Consider the following 13,269-nt stretch of genomic DNA (forward strand, 5'->3'; position numbering starts at 1 on the left):
CCGCGAGGCCCCCCGCCGGCCCCACCCCCCAACCCCCCCCGCTCTCCCCCGGCCGGGGCCCGCGGCACCCCCCCCCCGCCCCCCCACGGCGCATTTCGCGGAAGCCGCCGCTTGCGGTCCGCCAACGGCGGTGCAAGCCTGTAGATATACGCCGTATATGTACGGTATAAACCCACCCCGAATGGCCCGCCCCGAAGGCCCGCCGACGCTCGACTGCCTCCTGCTCGCAGTCGGCCCGCCGACCGCCTCGGCGCGACCGCGCCAAGCTCCCACCCGCTGCCGATCCGGCCCAGCCGTCGCGTCGGCCGCCGCACGTTTCCTTGTCGCAAGCTCGATCGCGCCCGGATCGCGTCTGCCTACCCGCTGCCACAGGCGTGGCAGCGGGTAGGCAGACGCAGGTTCCGACCGCGCGCTGCGTTCTGAGCCCGGCGTCCCAGGTTCGACGCCCGACATCCGCACCTGCCCCGTCCTCGCGGACGCTTGCATGGCTGCCGCCCCGGGTCTAGGCCCGCTGGGCCCGGGGTCACGTCTAGATACGACCCCCCGATCCTCCATGCCCGCATCACCGCCAAGTCGGGCCCGCTTTCCCGCCGGCGCGCCGGCGTCCGCGGCCTCCCGGGACGTGCGTCTGCGCTCGGTAGCCCCTGCCCTCATGTTGGGCGACCGCGGCTGTCCGTGCCGTCGGTGCCGCTACGTCATGGCCGCCCCGGGCCAGGACTCCAGTTCCCTGCCCCGGCCGTCCCGTCCGGCACGAAATAATTAGTGGAGGAAATCTCTCCACTACTGCTAGTCTCTCTTCTCAACCGGAGATTAATTCTCCACTTGGGACTCGGCAGGCACTGGGGGGCACTCATGGACCGGCACGCAGTCGCCTCGTTCGCCCGCTTCGTCGTCTGTGGCGGCGGGGTCGGCCTACTCTCCAGCGGCGCCCTGCTCCTCATGACCGGGGCCATGTCGATCGCGGTCGCGAACGCGATCGTCACTGTCGTGTCCACGGTGGTCGCCAACGAGCTGCACAGCCGCATCACCTTCCGCCACGGGGCGGCCAGTGTCCGGGTGCACCTGGAGTCCACGGCGACGGCGGTCGCGGCGTACCTCGTCACCACGGCCGCCCTGCTGGCCCTCGACGCGATCGACGGCGGAGCCGGGGCGCTCACCCGCCAGGTCGTCTACCTCGCGGCCTCAGGCCTGGCAGGCGTCGGCCGGTTCGTGGCGCTCAAGGTCATGGTGTTCGCGCGCGGTACGAAGTCCGGGCAGCCGCAAGCGGCTTCGGTTCCGGTGCCGCACGCGGTCCACGCCAACACCCCGGCCCACGTCGTCGCGGCCGCCTGACGCGGCCCTCCGGATCGGATCGGCTCACCGTACGCGAGCGGCGGGGACGATGGGTGCCACCCGGTCGGCCGCAGTGCGGGGTTCGTGGCCCACATCGCCCGGGCCGCCGATCTCGCGTCGCCAGCAAGCGAATTCGAGCAGTATGCCGTCGGGGTCCTGGAAGTAGAACGATCGCACGTAGGTGCCCTCGTGTACGTCTGGGGAGAAGCCGAGCGGGCTGTCGTCGTGGTCGATGATCGGCCCGACCCGGACCCCCTTGCCCTTGAGCTTCTCGCGGTACGCGAGGAACCGCTCCTCGGGAACCGAGATGGCAAGGTGGTTCATCGAGCCCACGGCCGTACGGAAGTCGCCGACGCCGGGCACCGTCGCAGCCGTGGAAATACCGGGCACCGAGTCGGGGGCGTCCGCGAACCAGAAGAACGCCAGGTAGCTGCCGCCTCCCATGTCGAAGAAGAAGTGCTGGCCGGCACCGCCGGGCAGGTCGATCGTCTTCGCCAGGCGCATCCCGAGGACCCCCGAGTAGAAGTCCACGGTGCGCCGCATGTCGGAGCACACCAGGGCGAGGTGGTTCACGCCACTCAGCGCGAACTCCGGGTTCCGCCAAGCCATGAAGGCCTCCCCGGGCCACTCGGCGAGTTCTGGTTCCGAAACTAACGTCAGTTCAGTTTCCGTACTAGCGTTGCCGGCATTCGGATCCGCAGTCGCGTACCGGGGAGACCGTGATGGCCGAGATCCACCGGGAGTTCGTCGGTCTGCCGTCGCCGCTGGTCGGCCGGGCGGGGGCGGGCGGCCACCCCTGCCAAGGGGTCTACCACCGCCCGGCGGGGGAGCGGCCGCGTACCGCGTTCATCGCGACGCACTACAACGTCGACTTCTCCGAGCACTACCTCGCCGAGTACTTGGCCGAGCGCGGGTACGGGTTCCTCGGCTGGAACACCCGCTTCCGGGGCAACGAGGCGTACTTCCTGCTCGACCACGCGCTCGTCGAGATTGGTGTGGGCGTGCGCTGGCTGCGCGAACAGGCCGGAGCGGAACGGGTGGTGCTGCTCGGCAACTCCGGCGGCGGATCGCTGATGGCCGCGTACCAGTCGCAGGCCGTCAAGCCGAACGTGACCCCGGTGCCGGGGATGCGGCCGCTGGAACAGGCGTACGGGCTCCCGTCGGGCGACCTGTTCGTCGCCCTAGCCGCGCACGCCGGCCGCCCCGAGGTGCTGACCACCTGGATGGACCCGTCCGTCACCGACGAGACCGACCCGCTCTCGGTCGACCCCGGCCTCGACCCGTTCGACCCGCGGCACGGCCCGCCGTACGACGCCGACTTCCAGCACCGCTACCGGACCGCGCAACGCGCCCGCAACGACCGCATCACCGACTGGGCACTCACCGAACTCGAGGCGCTGCGCGGCGGCCGGGCCCGCGACCGGCTCTTCGCCGTCCCGCGCACTTGGGCCGACCTGCGCATGATCGACCCGGCCATCGAACCCTCCGACCGCCGCCCGAACTGGTGCTACCAGGGCGAGCCTGCCAAGGCCAACTACGGCGTCTTCGGCATCGCCGACTCGTGCACGCTGCGGACCTGGCTCTCGATGTGGAGCCTGCGGACCTCGCAGTGCACCGCCGCGCCCCACCTCGCCCGGATCACCGTGCCGTCGCTCGTCGTGCACGCCACCGCCGACACCTGCGTGTACGGCAGCGACGCCCGGACCCTGTACGACGCGCTCGCCGCCCCCGACAAGTCGCTCGAGTTCGTCAAGGCCGACCACTACCTCCAGGACCCGCCGACCGCCCGGCCCCGGGCCGCCGACCTCGTCGCCGGGTGGCTCGCGGACCGCACCTGATCATGGACGCCGGTTTCTCTTGAAACTGACGGATCATCAGTTTAGGTTCCGAGGGCCGGGGCGCGGCATGCACGGCGTCCCCGAGACGCGGCAGCCAGGAGGACCCGATGACATACCAGCCTCTGGAAGTGGGCGGAGTCGACGACTACCCGGTCAAGGTCGGCAGCATGTTGCTGACGCTGGTCGACCCGCACAAGGGGTACGAGCGCGCCTACAACCGCTGGTACGAGCGCGACCACTTCTACGGTGGCTGCATGGTCGGCCCGCACCTGTTCGCGGGCAGCCGCTGGGTCGCCACCCGCGCCCTGAAGGATCTGCGCTGGCCCGGCGACGGCACCGAGGTCGCGGAACCCGCCGACGCCGGCAGCTACGTCGGCATCTACTGGGTCGAGAAGGGCCGCCACAAGGACCACTTCGACGACTGGGCGCGCCCGCAGGTGGCCTACCTGTACGGCAACGGGCGCGGCTTCCCGGAGCGCACCCACGTCCACACCGTGCTGTTCGAACACCTGGGCGCCTCGTACCGCGACGACGACCCGGTCCCCGTCGACCTCGCCCTGGACCACGGGTACGAGGGCATCGTGGCCCTGTGGCTGGACGCGCGCACCGGCACCTCCGCGGACCTCCTCGCGTCCCTGACCGCCGACCACCTGCCGGCCCTGCTCAAGGACTCCGCGATCGAGATCGCCTCGGCCTGGGCGCCTTCCCCGGGCGAGGAGGAAGTGCGCACCAAGCAGCCGATGCCGCTGGGCAGCGCCCCCGGCGGCGCCGGACGCCTCGTGCAGCTCTTCTTCGCGCACGGCGACATCACCGACACCCTCGCCGGACTCCGCGCCTACACGGACGGCATCGAGGCGGCCGGACTGGCGGACGTACGCCTGGCCGCGCCGTTCCACCGCACCCACCCCGGCACGGACAAGTACGTCGACGAGCTCTGGTAGGCCGGCCGCGGTAGCGCTGCTCCGGCAGGGCCTTGCCGCAGGACGAGCAAGACCAGCGAGACCGACAACACCCGCAAGACCCGCAAGCCGCTCTCAGCACCGGCCGGGCCTCTCCGCGTGTGGAAACGCGCGGAACGGGCAGGCGCTCAGGAAGTCCGGCCGGTGCCGGGGAACGGAGCGGGTCACCATGGCGGCCAAGACGGATGTCCGGGTCGGAGGGCGTACGGTCGCCCTCACGCGCCCCGACAAAGTGCTCTTCCCGGACGACGGCATCACCAAGGCCGACCTCGCCCGGTACTACGCGGCCGTCGCCGAGCGCATGCTGCCGCACACGCGCGGCCGACCGCTCATGATGGAGCGCTACCCGGACGGCATCGGCAAGCGTCCGCTCATGCAGAAGAACGCGCCGGACTACTTCCCCGACTGGATCCGGCGCGCCGAGGTCACCAAGGTCGGCGGAACCGTCGAGCACCCGATCGCCGACAACGCCGCGACGCTCGTCTACCTGGCCAACCAGGCCTCCGTGACGCTGCACCGGTGGCTGTCGAAGGCCGACAAAACCGAGCACCCGGACCGGCTCGTCTTCGACCTCGACCCCTCCGGCGACGACTTCCCCGCGGTCCGCGAAGCGGCCCTCGGGCTGCGGGAGCTGCTCGACGAGCTGCAACTCGACAGCAGCGTCATGACCACGGGGTCGCGCGGCCTGCACGTCATCGTCGCCCTGGACCGCCGCGCCGACTTCGACACGGTCCGCACCTTCGCCCACGACACCGCCGAGGTGTTGGCCGCGCGGCACCCCGACGCACTCACCACCGCGCCGCGCAAGGACGCCCGCGGCGGACGGCTGTACCTCGACGTGCAGCGCAACGCGTACGCGCAGACCGCCGTGGCACCCTATTCGGTACGTGCCCGCGCCGGCGCGCCCGTGGCCGCCCCGGTCACCTGGGACGAGGTCGAGAAGCCCGGCCTGACCGCGCGGAAGTGGACCATCGCCACCGTGCTCGAACGCCTGGACGACGACCCGTGGGCGGACGCCCCGAGCCGCGGGCAAGGCCTCGGAGCGGCCCGGCGCCGCCTCGACGCGCTGCGTCAGTAGGCCGCCGAGAGTAGGTCGAGCCAAGGGCGGGCGGCTGGCCGGGCCGGGCCGTGCGTACGGCCGAAACAGGCGGCTGGGACGCGCGGCCGAAACAGGCGGTTGCAGCCGACGGTTGCCCCGGCGCCGAGCGGGTAGCGGCCCCGCGTACGACGCCCCACCGGGCACGATCAGCACCACCAGCACCGCCGGAGGAAGCCGTGGCCCAGTCCGACGCCCTGAAGGAGTACCGGCGCAAGCGCGACTTCGCCAAGACCACCGAGCCGCAGGGCGGCCACGAACCGGGTGAGCCCGGCGAGGCGCCGGAGTTCGTCGTGCAGATCCACGACGCGACGCGCATGCACTTCGACTTCCGCCTGGAGGTCGACGGCGTCCTCAAGTCGTGGGCCGTTCCGAAGGGCCCATCGCACGATCCCGCCGTCAAGCGCCTCGCCGTGCCGACCGAGGACCACCCGATGGACTACCGCGATTTCGAGGGCGTCATCGCCAAGGGCGAATACGGCGGCGGCACGGTGATCGTGTGGGACCAGGGCACGTACCGCAGCATGGCGACGGACAAGCGCGGCAACGAGATCCCCTTCGACGAGGCGATCGAGCGCGGCCACGCGTCGTTCTGGATGGACGGCGGCAAGCTGCACGGAGGGTTCGCCCTGACCCGCACGCGCGGCGGGCCGGGCGAGCAGGAGGCCTGGATCCTCGTCAAGCGCAAGGACCAGCACGCGAAGGGCGGCGACGGCACCGATCCGCGGCGCGCCAAGTCGGTGCTCACCGGGCGCACCCTCCGGCAGGTCGCCGACGACGCCGCGCAGGAGAACGCCGGGCCCAAGGAGGGGAAGAAGGGAGAGGCGGCGTCATGAGCACGACCGCGAAGAAGCGAAGCCACCGCACGAGCGACGGGACGCGCGACCGCGTACGCACACTCCTGCGCCTGGCAGGGAGCACCTACGCCCAAGACGCCGGGATCCGCCTCGCCGACAAACCCGCCCCGCTGTGGCAACTGCTCGTCCTGAGCAACCTGCTGTCCGCGCGCATCAGCGCCGACATCGCCGTGGCCGCGGCCCGCGAGCTTTTTCGCGCGGGCGGCCGCACACCGCACGGCATGGCCGAACTCACCTGGCAGCAACGCGTCGACGCCCTCGGACGCGGCCACTACGTCCGCTACGACGAAGGCACCGCCACCCGGCTCGGCGAATGCGCCGACCTGGTCCGCGACCGCTACGCGGGCGACCTGCGGCGCCTGGCCCGCGAGGCGGACGACGACCCGGCCCGCGTACGCGAACTCCTGACCGAGTTCCCCGGTATCGGACCGACGGGCGCCGCGGTGTTCTGCCGCGAAGCCCAGGCCGTCTGGCCCTTCCTCCGGCCCGCACTCGACCGCCGGGCCCTTGCCGGAGCCGAACGCGTCGGTCTGCCGTCCGACGCCGCCAAGCTGGCGAGCCTGGTGCCCGACGACGAACTTTCCTCCCTGGCGGCGGCCTTGGTACGCGCCGACCGGCACCACGACCTGGCCGAGAAAGTGACGGCTTCCTGACTCGGGGAAACCGGTGACCGGGTGATTCTCCCGGCAGTCGGGTTACGTCGGGTGGCGGGCGGCAAACGGCCGTGCCATGGACGGCTGGGCTTCGGAGAACACGCGCACCCCCGGGCCGCCGGCCGGACCGGCCTGGATGCGGTGGCTGGTGCCGCTCATGATCGTGTCCGGCGTGGTGTTCGAGTTCGCGACGCCCGACCCGTACCGCGCCGGGCCCATGCTCGCCGCGGCCGGGCCGCTCGCGGCGGTGACCCTGCGGTTCCGGGCCGCCGTCGCGGCCGTCCTCGCGGACGGCGGCGTCGGCGTCCTGCTCGCGCTCGGCCACACGTCCGACCCCGACGCCCACGTCTGGCTGGACCTCGTGTCGCTGGGCGCGGTGCTCGCGCTGAGCGTGCTCATCGCCGCCCTGCTCGCCCGGGGCGAGGACCGCCTGATCGAGGTACGTGCCGTCGCGGACGCCGCGCAGCGGGCCGTCCTGCCCACGATCCCGCGCCGCCTCGGACACCTGGAGGTCGCCGTGCGGTATGCCACCGCACGCAGCGCGGCCCGCATCGGCGGCGACTTCTACGCCGCCGAGGACACCCGGTACGGCGTACGCCTCCTGCTCGGCGACGTGCGTGGCAAGGGCCTCGACGGCATCGGCACCGTCGGGCAGATCGTCGGGGCGTTCCGCGAAGCCGCGCACCACGTGCCGGCACTCGCGGAACTCGCGGAGTACCTGGAGGAGTCCACCGAACGCTGGAACGCCTCCTCACAGGACTCCGAGGCCGACGAGCGGTTCGCCACCGCCGTGCTGGTCGAACTGCGGCGCGACGAGGCGCACCTGCGCATCGTCAACCGCGGCCACATCGCTCCGCTGCTGTTGCGGGGCGGCGGCCGGCTGTGCGTCCTGGAACCGAGCCGGCCCGACCTGCCGCTCGGTTTCGGGCGGCTCGCGCCCGCCGGGACGACCGGACCCGCCGCGGTCGACGTCGTGCCGTTCGGGAACGGCGACACGCTGCTCCTGTACACCGACGGTGTCAGCGAGGCCCGCGACGAGACGGGAGCCTGCTTCGACCTCGCCGACGCCCTCGCCGGCATCGTGCCGGTGGACCTGTCGGAGCTGTTGTGGCTCGTCGGGGACCAGGTCCGTGCGTTCTCGGGCGGAGAACTCGCCGACGACACCGCGCTGATGGCGGTACGCAGGACCGAGTGATCCGAGTGACCCGCACGGGCGGCCAAACCGGGTGACCGGACTGGACGACCGGACTGGACGACTGGACTGGACGACCGGACTGGACGATCGGACCGGGTGACCGGACTGGGCGATCGAGCCGTGCCCGCCGGTCCGACCGCGCCGAGCGCTACGGCCGACGGCCGAGCAGCGCCACCAACCGGTCCTGGGCCCGCGCGTCCGCGGGCACCTCGACGGGCGGTGCGAAGATGCCCGCGCCCTGCCAGGCGTCGACGTGCGGCGCGATGCGCTCGTACACCAGCTCGGCCAAGGACTCGTCGAGCGTGTCGTCGTCGCCGATGCCCCGGGCCAGGTCCCAGGCGTGCACGGTGAGATCGGTGATGATCTGCCAGCCGTACTCGGACGCGGCCGTGCGCCCGCCGGTGACATGGACGGTCCCCTCGAACGCCCCGGGCGCGTGGAACGCCTCGCGCGACCCGGCCGCGGCGCGCTCCCACGCGCGCACGGGGTGGTCGCCGAGCAGATCACCGTCGTAGCGGTCGCCGACCTCGGCAAGGGTCGAGCCGCGCAGCAGCCACGGTGCCCACATGTGCTCGCTCGTCAGGTGGTTCACCAGGTCGCGTACCGACCAGTCCTCGCACGGGGTGTCCGCGTTCCACCGGCCGACGCCGACGTGGTGCACGCGGTCGTCGAACTCGCGGAGCGCACGGTCGTACGCCTCGACCTGCTCCATGCCGCTCACCCGCCCGCCGCGTTCCGTACCGCGTCCTCGACCGGCGTGTCACCGCCGATCAGTTCGAGGGTGAGGCCGGCCGTCTCCGGGTGCCGCAGCAGCCCGCCGATCACGGCCGCGACGTCATCGCGTGTCACCTCGCCCCGCCCGGTCGTGGCGGCCAGCGCCACCCGCCCGGTGCCGGGGCCGTCGGTCAGCAGGCCGGGGCGCAGGATGGTCCAGTCGAGGGCCTTGCGCCTGCGGATGTCGGCGTCTGCGGCACCCTTGGCACGCAGGTACGCGGCGAACACCTCGTCGGTCCCGGCCGGCGGGTCGTTGTCCGCGCCCATGGCGGAGACCACGATGAACCGGCGCACGCCGGCCTTCTCCGCCGCGTCCGCGAGCAGCGTCGCCGCGCCCCGGTCGACGGTCTCCTTGCGCGCGAGGCCGCTACCCGGCCCCGCGCCCGCGGCGAACACCGCGGCGTCGGCGCCCCGGAGGCGGTCGGCCAGGTCGTCCACCGACGTGGACTCCAGGTCGCAGACGACCGGCTCGGCGCCCGCCTCCTCGAGCGCCGCCGCCTGTTCGGGACGGCGGATGAGGCCCACGCCGCGGTCCCCGCGGGCCGCGAGCAGGCGTTCGAGACGCAGGGCGATCTGTCCGTGTCCACCGGCGATGACGATACGCATGGGCCGGACCGTACCCGCATCCCGAGGAAGTGATGCCTGACCGCCGCCGGGTCAGTTGATCCGGCGCTCCTTGCCGGCCCAGTACGGCTCCCGCAGCCGGAACTTCTGCAGCTTGCCGGTCGCGGTGCGCGGCAGCGACTCCACGAACTCGACGCGCTTGGGGCACTTGTACCCGGCCAACCGGGTCCGGCAGTGCGCGATCAGCTCCTCCGCCGTGATCCCGTCGTCCGCGACCACCAGACCGGTGACCAGCTCGCCCCACTTCTCATCGGGAGTGCCGATCACCGCGGCCTCGCGGACCCCGGGATGCGCCGTCAGGGCGTCCTCGACCTCGATCGACGACACGTTCTCGCCGCCCGAGATGATGACGTCCTTCTTGCGGTCGGTGATCACGAGGTAGCCCTCGTCGTCGAAGTAGCCGCCGTCGCCCGTGTGGAACCAGTTGCCGGCCTGCGCCTTCGCGGTCTCCTCGGGCTGCTCCCAGTAACCGGCGAGGTTGTGGTTGGACGCGGTCAGCACCTCGCCGTCGACATCCAGGTCCACGCGTACGCCCAGCGCGGGCACCCCCGCCCGGGCCAGTCGGCGGGCGCGCTCGCCGACCGCCAGGCCGTCCCACTCGGAGCGGTGCCGGTTGACCGTGACCAGCGGCGACGTCTCGGTGAGGCCGTAGATCTGGATGAACTCCCAGCCCAGTTCCTCGAGGATGCGCTCGATCGTGCGGGTCGGCGGCGGGGCTCCCGCGCAGATGACCCGGACCCGGTCGCGGCCCGGGATCTCGCCCTCCCAGTCGGCGGCCGCGTCCAGCACGGCGTTGACGACGGCCGGCGCCGCGCACATCAGGGTGACGCCGTGGCGCTCCACGCGGCGCAGGATCTCCGCGCCGTCGACCTGGCGCAGCACGATGTGCCGACCGCCCATGCCGGTCACGCCGTACGGCATCCCCCAGCCGTTCGCATGGAACATCGGCAGGGTGTGCAGGTACACGTCGCGGTCGCCGATCCCCGCGTGCAGCGCGAACGTCGTGGCGTTGAGCCACAGATTGCGGTGCGTGAGCTGGACGCCCTTGGGCCGCGCGGTCGTCCCCGAGGTGTAGTTGACGGTGGCCGTCGCGGACTCGTCGGGCTCACTCCACGGCCGCGGCTCGACCCCGGGCAGGTACAGCGCGTCGTCGTCGCCGAGGACGAACTTGTGGGGCACGTCCAGGCCGTCCAGGACGCCCGTGCAGGACGGGTCGGCGTACACGACGGACGCGCCCGAGTGGCCCACGATGTACTCGATCTCCGGGCGCGTCAGCCGGAAGTTGATCGGCACCAGCACGCGCCCCCACCCGGAGACGCCGAAGAACGAGGTGAACAGCCGTGCCGCGTTCTGCGACACCACCGCGACGCGCCCGCCCTCGGGCACGCCCAACGCGTCCAGCCGGGCGGCCTGCGCGGCCGCCAGCTCGCCCACCCGGCGGTAGTCGAGCTCCCCGAGCGAGGGACCGGGCTGGTCCGGCTCGTCCACCACGGCGACGCGGTCCGGGTAGACCTGTACGGCGCGGTCGAGGAAGTCGCGGACGGTCAGCGGGTACTGCACGGCGGTACCTCCGGTGCGTCAATCGGCGTCGGCACCCGCAGAGTATGGCGCACCGGAGCGGGGTCCGTCGCCGACCACGGGCACCCGTTCGGCCTACCCGTCCGGCCCGCCCGTACGCCTCACCGCCAGGCGGGAACGGCCAGTTCCGCACGCATGCGCGCCACGGTCTCGTCCGGCACGCCCAACCCCTCGCGCAGGTACCCGTCCACGCCGCCCCACGTCGTGTCCATCGCGTCCAGCGCGGCGTCCAGGTAGGCGCCGTGCACCTCGATGATGGCGTCGGCGATCCCGGGGTCGCCTCCGGCGGCGGTGAACTCGTCGCGGAACGGCGCGAATCCCACCCGCACCGCCGGGTTGACGGCCAGGAACTCGTCGCGCACGACGCCGCGGTCGGCACCCAGCGCCATCAGCACCAGCGCCGCACCCCAGCCCGTGCGGTCCTTGCCTGCCGTGCAGTGGAACAGCACCGGCCGCGCGTCCGCCACCGCCAGCACGAGCGCCCGGTACGCCTCCCGGGCCTGCGCCGACAGCACCATGCGCCGGTACGTCGCCGCGAACATCTCCGTCGCCCGGCCTCCGCCGAGTTCCCGCTCGGCCAGCCCGGGATCGGCGAGCAGGGCGTGCAGGCGGGCCGGCGCGACCTCAGGGTCGTCGCCGAGCACGTCCTCGACCAGCAAATGCGCGGTGCCCGGCACCCGGTCCGGCTCCGCCTCGCGCTCCTCGGCGGTCCGCAGGTCCACCACCGTGCGCAGGCCCAGGGCGACCACGTGCGGGTCCACCGTCGGATCGAAGTGGCTGAACTGCCCCGAGCGGAACAGCACGCCGGGCGCCACCTGCCGCCCGTCCGCCAGAGTAATGCCGCCCAGATCGCGGAGGTTGCCCACGGTCGCGGCCGGAACCGCCGTCGCGGTGGTCGTCATGACGCCTGCCTCGCGGTCCGGCGGGACCCTCACCGGGCCCTGCGGTTGCGGCCGACCAGCCACACGGTGATCCCGCCCACCACGAACGCGCCCGCGAGCACCAGCCACAGCGGGGCCTCGACCTCGGGGACCCAGAACCGGATCGTCGTGGACTCGGTGTTGGCCGCGATGAACCACAGGCTCAGGACGAGGATCACGACCGTGCCGATCTGACGCGCTGTGATCCGCCGGTCCCGACCGTCGGCAACCTTCGGGTTGTTCTTCGCCATGCTTCGGATGCTAAGCCGCTCAAGGCCCTTCGGCCTGCGCAGCGGGCCGTATGGGCGGCGCGTCGCCGGGGCGCGCCCACGGACGGGTCAATCGAGCGCCCCGGCGCGTCGTCGCGGTGCGGGCGGCGAGAATGATGCGATGACAGAGACACCAACCATGTCCCAAACGCCCGACGCCGTCGCCCACGAGGCGATCCGACGGGTGGGCGTCGTCGGGTCCGGCCTGATGGGATCCGGCATCGCCGAGGTCTGTGCCAGGGCCGGCCTCGACGTCGTGGTCCGCGAGGTGAACCCCGAAGCGGCCCGGGCCGGCGAGCACCGCGTGACCTCATCCCTCGACCGTGCGGTACGCCGCGGCAAGCTCGCCGAGGAGGAACGCGACGCCGCCGTACGCCGCCTCCGGTTCACCACCGACCTGGCCGACCTGGCCGACCGCGACCTCGTGGTCGAGGCCATCGCCGAGGACGAGGGCGCCAAGGCCGAGCTGTTCGCCGCACTCGACAAGACAGTCACCCGCGACGACGCGATCCTCGCGTCCAACACCTCGTCCATCCCGATCATGAAGCTCGGCATGGCCACCGGACGCCCCGAAACGGTCGTCGGCGTGCACTTCTTCAACCCCGTGCCGGTGCTCGACCTGGTCGAGCTGGTGCCGTCGCTGCTCACCGCGGAACAAACGCTGGTCCGTGCCGAGGAGTTCGTCGACGGCTCACTGGGCAAGCACGTCATCCGGTCCAAGGACCGCGCGGGCTTCGTCGTCAACGCGCTGCTGGTGCCGTACCTGCTGTCCGCGATCCGCATGCTGGAGTCGGGATTCGCGTCGCCCGAGGACATCGACTCGGGCATGGAACTGGGCTGCGCGCACCCGATGGGCCCGTTGCGCCTCGCCGACCTGATCGGCCTCGACACCCTCGCGGCCATCGCGGCGTCGATGTACGAGGAGTTCAAGGAGCCGCTGCACTCCGCGCCGCCGCTCCTGCTGCGCATGGTCGACGCCGGTCTCCTCGGCCGCAAGTCCGGGCGCGGGTTCCACAACTACGCGTAGAGGCAACTCTGGTAGCTCAGCGGATCGTTCGTCGTTGTCGGCTTCGGCTTCGGCTTCGGCTTCGGCTCTGACGTCGGCTTCGGCTCGTCGGTGGTCGTGCACATGGCGCCTCGCGGTGGACGCGGGGCGCCACCCTGCCTTGCGGGC

At 72.4% G+C, this 13,269-nt stretch carries 14 protein-coding genes; 8 read left to right on the top strand and 6 right to left on the bottom strand.

Annotated elements, in window-relative coordinates:
- The first annotated feature begins 852 nt into the window (after window positions 1-852).
- A complete protein-coding gene (locus tag ACWD12_RS33450) occupies window positions 853-1,332 on the top strand; it encodes a GtrA domain-containing protein (protein WP_358354459.1) in 480 nt (159 codons plus the stop codon).
- 24 nt (window positions 1,333-1,356) lie between these two features.
- On the opposite strand, the gene ACWD12_RS33455 is transcribed toward ACWD12_RS33450, so the two are convergent.
- A complete protein-coding gene (locus ACWD12_RS33455; RefSeq protein WP_450102703.1) occupies window positions 1,357-1,941 on the bottom strand; it encodes a VOC family protein in 585 nt (194 codons plus the stop codon).
- 113 nt (window positions 1,942-2,054) lie between these two features.
- Between ACWD12_RS33455 and ACWD12_RS33460 the strand changes: the two genes are divergently transcribed.
- From ACWD12_RS33460 to ACWD12_RS33485, 6 genes are all read left to right on the top strand, one after another.
- On the top strand, window positions 2,055-3,170 hold the full coding sequence (locus ACWD12_RS33460) for a hypothetical protein (RefSeq protein ID WP_450102704.1): 1,116 nt from the start codon (window positions 2,055-2,057) through the stop codon (window positions 3,168-3,170).
- 107 nt (window positions 3,171-3,277) lie between these two features.
- A complete protein-coding gene (locus tag ACWD12_RS33465; protein ID WP_450102705.1) occupies window positions 3,278-4,111 on the top strand; it encodes a hypothetical protein in 834 nt (277 codons plus the stop codon).
- A gap of 187 nt (window positions 4,112-4,298) precedes the next feature.
- Window positions 4,299-5,207: a non-homologous end-joining DNA ligase gene (gene ligD / locus ACWD12_RS33470; protein WP_358354468.1), complete on the top strand. Its 909-nt coding sequence runs from the start codon at window positions 4,299-4,301 to the stop codon at window positions 5,205-5,207.
- Window positions 5,208-5,404: 197 nt separating this feature from the next.
- Window positions 5,405-6,061 (top strand): DNA polymerase ligase N-terminal domain-containing protein, encoded by a 657-nt coding sequence (locus ACWD12_RS33475; RefSeq protein WP_450102706.1) that lies wholly within the window; start codon window positions 5,405-5,407, stop codon window positions 6,059-6,061.
- On the top strand, window positions 6,058-6,735 hold the full coding sequence (locus tag ACWD12_RS33480; protein WP_450102707.1) for an endonuclease: 678 nt from the start codon (window positions 6,058-6,060) through the stop codon (window positions 6,733-6,735). Before ACWD12_RS33475 ends, ACWD12_RS33480 begins: the two co-directional genes overlap by 4 nt.
- Window positions 6,736-6,811: 76 nt before the next feature.
- Window positions 6,812-7,930, top strand: a complete 1,119-nt coding sequence (locus ACWD12_RS33485; RefSeq protein ID WP_450102708.1) for a PP2C family protein-serine/threonine phosphatase — start codon at window positions 6,812-6,814, stop codon at window positions 7,928-7,930.
- Window positions 7,931-8,078: 148 nt separating this feature from the next.
- Here ACWD12_RS33485 and ACWD12_RS33490 read toward each other — a convergent pair whose 3' ends face one another.
- From ACWD12_RS33490 to ACWD12_RS33510, 5 genes are all read right to left on the bottom strand, one after another.
- A complete protein-coding gene (locus ACWD12_RS33490) occupies window positions 8,079-8,642 on the bottom strand; it encodes a TIGR03086 family metal-binding protein (protein ID WP_450102709.1) in 564 nt (187 codons plus the stop codon).
- Between the two features lie 5 nt (window positions 8,643-8,647).
- Entirely contained in the window at window positions 8,648-9,310 is a 663-nt protein-coding gene (locus tag ACWD12_RS33495) for an NAD(P)H-binding protein (RefSeq protein WP_450102710.1), read from the bottom strand.
- 51 nt (window positions 9,311-9,361) lie between these two features.
- Complete coding sequence (locus tag ACWD12_RS33500; RefSeq protein WP_450102711.1) at window positions 9,362-10,888, bottom strand: AMP-binding protein; 1,527 nt, start codon at window positions 10,886-10,888, stop codon at window positions 9,362-9,364.
- Between the two features lie 119 nt (window positions 10,889-11,007).
- Window positions 11,008-11,808, bottom strand: coding sequence for a tyrosine-protein phosphatase (locus ACWD12_RS33505; protein ID WP_450102712.1), 801 nt, complete (start codon window positions 11,806-11,808; stop codon window positions 11,008-11,010).
- A 29-nt stretch (window positions 11,809-11,837) separates the two neighbouring features.
- Window positions 11,838-12,077 carry a LapA family protein gene (locus ACWD12_RS33510; RefSeq protein ID WP_358354489.1) on the bottom strand — a complete coding sequence of 80 codons (240 nt, stop codon included), beginning with the start codon at window positions 12,075-12,077 and terminating at the stop codon, window positions 11,838-11,840.
- A gap of 139 nt (window positions 12,078-12,216) precedes the next feature.
- Here ACWD12_RS33510 and ACWD12_RS33515 point away from each other — a divergent pair, with 139 nt between their 5' ends.
- A complete protein-coding gene (locus ACWD12_RS33515; protein WP_450102713.1) occupies window positions 12,217-13,122 on the top strand; it encodes a 3-hydroxybutyryl-CoA dehydrogenase in 906 nt (301 codons plus the stop codon).
- Window positions 13,123-13,269 lie beyond the last annotated feature (147 nt).

Source organism: Streptodolium elevatio (assembly GCF_053592165.1).

Bases quoted from the DNA above. Each gene is read 5' to 3' on its own strand.
- ACWD12_RS33460 (WP_450102704.1), top strand. From the start codon at position 2,055: ATGGCCGAGATCCACCGGGAGTTCGTCGGTCTGCCGTCGCCGCTGGTC.
- ACWD12_RS33505 (WP_450102712.1), bottom strand. From the start codon at position 11,808: ATGACGACCACCGCGACGGCGGTTCCGGCCGCGACCGTGGGCAACCTC.
- ACWD12_RS33480 (WP_450102707.1), top strand. From the start codon at position 6,058: ATGAGCACGACCGCGAAGAAGCGAAGCCACCGCACGAGCGACGGGACG.
- ACWD12_RS33450 (WP_358354459.1), top strand. From the start codon at position 853: ATGGACCGGCACGCAGTCGCCTCGTTCGCCCGCTTCGTCGTCTGTGGC.
- ACWD12_RS33490 (WP_450102709.1), bottom strand. From the start codon at position 8,642: ATGGAGCAGGTCGAGGCGTACGACCGTGCGCTCCGCGAGTTCGACGAC.
- ACWD12_RS33515 (WP_450102713.1), top strand. From the start codon at position 12,217: ATGACAGAGACACCAACCATGTCCCAAACGCCCGACGCCGTCGCCCAC.
- ACWD12_RS33495 (WP_450102710.1), bottom strand. From the start codon at position 9,310: ATGCGTATCGTCATCGCCGGTGGACACGGACAGATCGCCCTGCGTCTC.
- ACWD12_RS33510 (WP_358354489.1), bottom strand. From the start codon at position 12,077: ATGGCGAAGAACAACCCGAAGGTTGCCGACGGTCGGGACCGGCGGATC.
- ACWD12_RS33465 (WP_450102705.1), top strand. From the start codon at position 3,278: ATGACATACCAGCCTCTGGAAGTGGGCGGAGTCGACGACTACCCGGTC.
- ACWD12_RS33455 (WP_450102703.1), bottom strand. From the start codon at position 1,941: ATGGCTTGGCGGAACCCGGAGTTCGCGCTGAGTGGCGTGAACCACCTC.
- ACWD12_RS33485 (WP_450102708.1), top strand. From the start codon at position 6,812: ATGGACGGCTGGGCTTCGGAGAACACGCGCACCCCCGGGCCGCCGGCC.
- ligD (WP_358354468.1), top strand. From the start codon at position 4,299: ATGGCGGCCAAGACGGATGTCCGGGTCGGAGGGCGTACGGTCGCCCTC.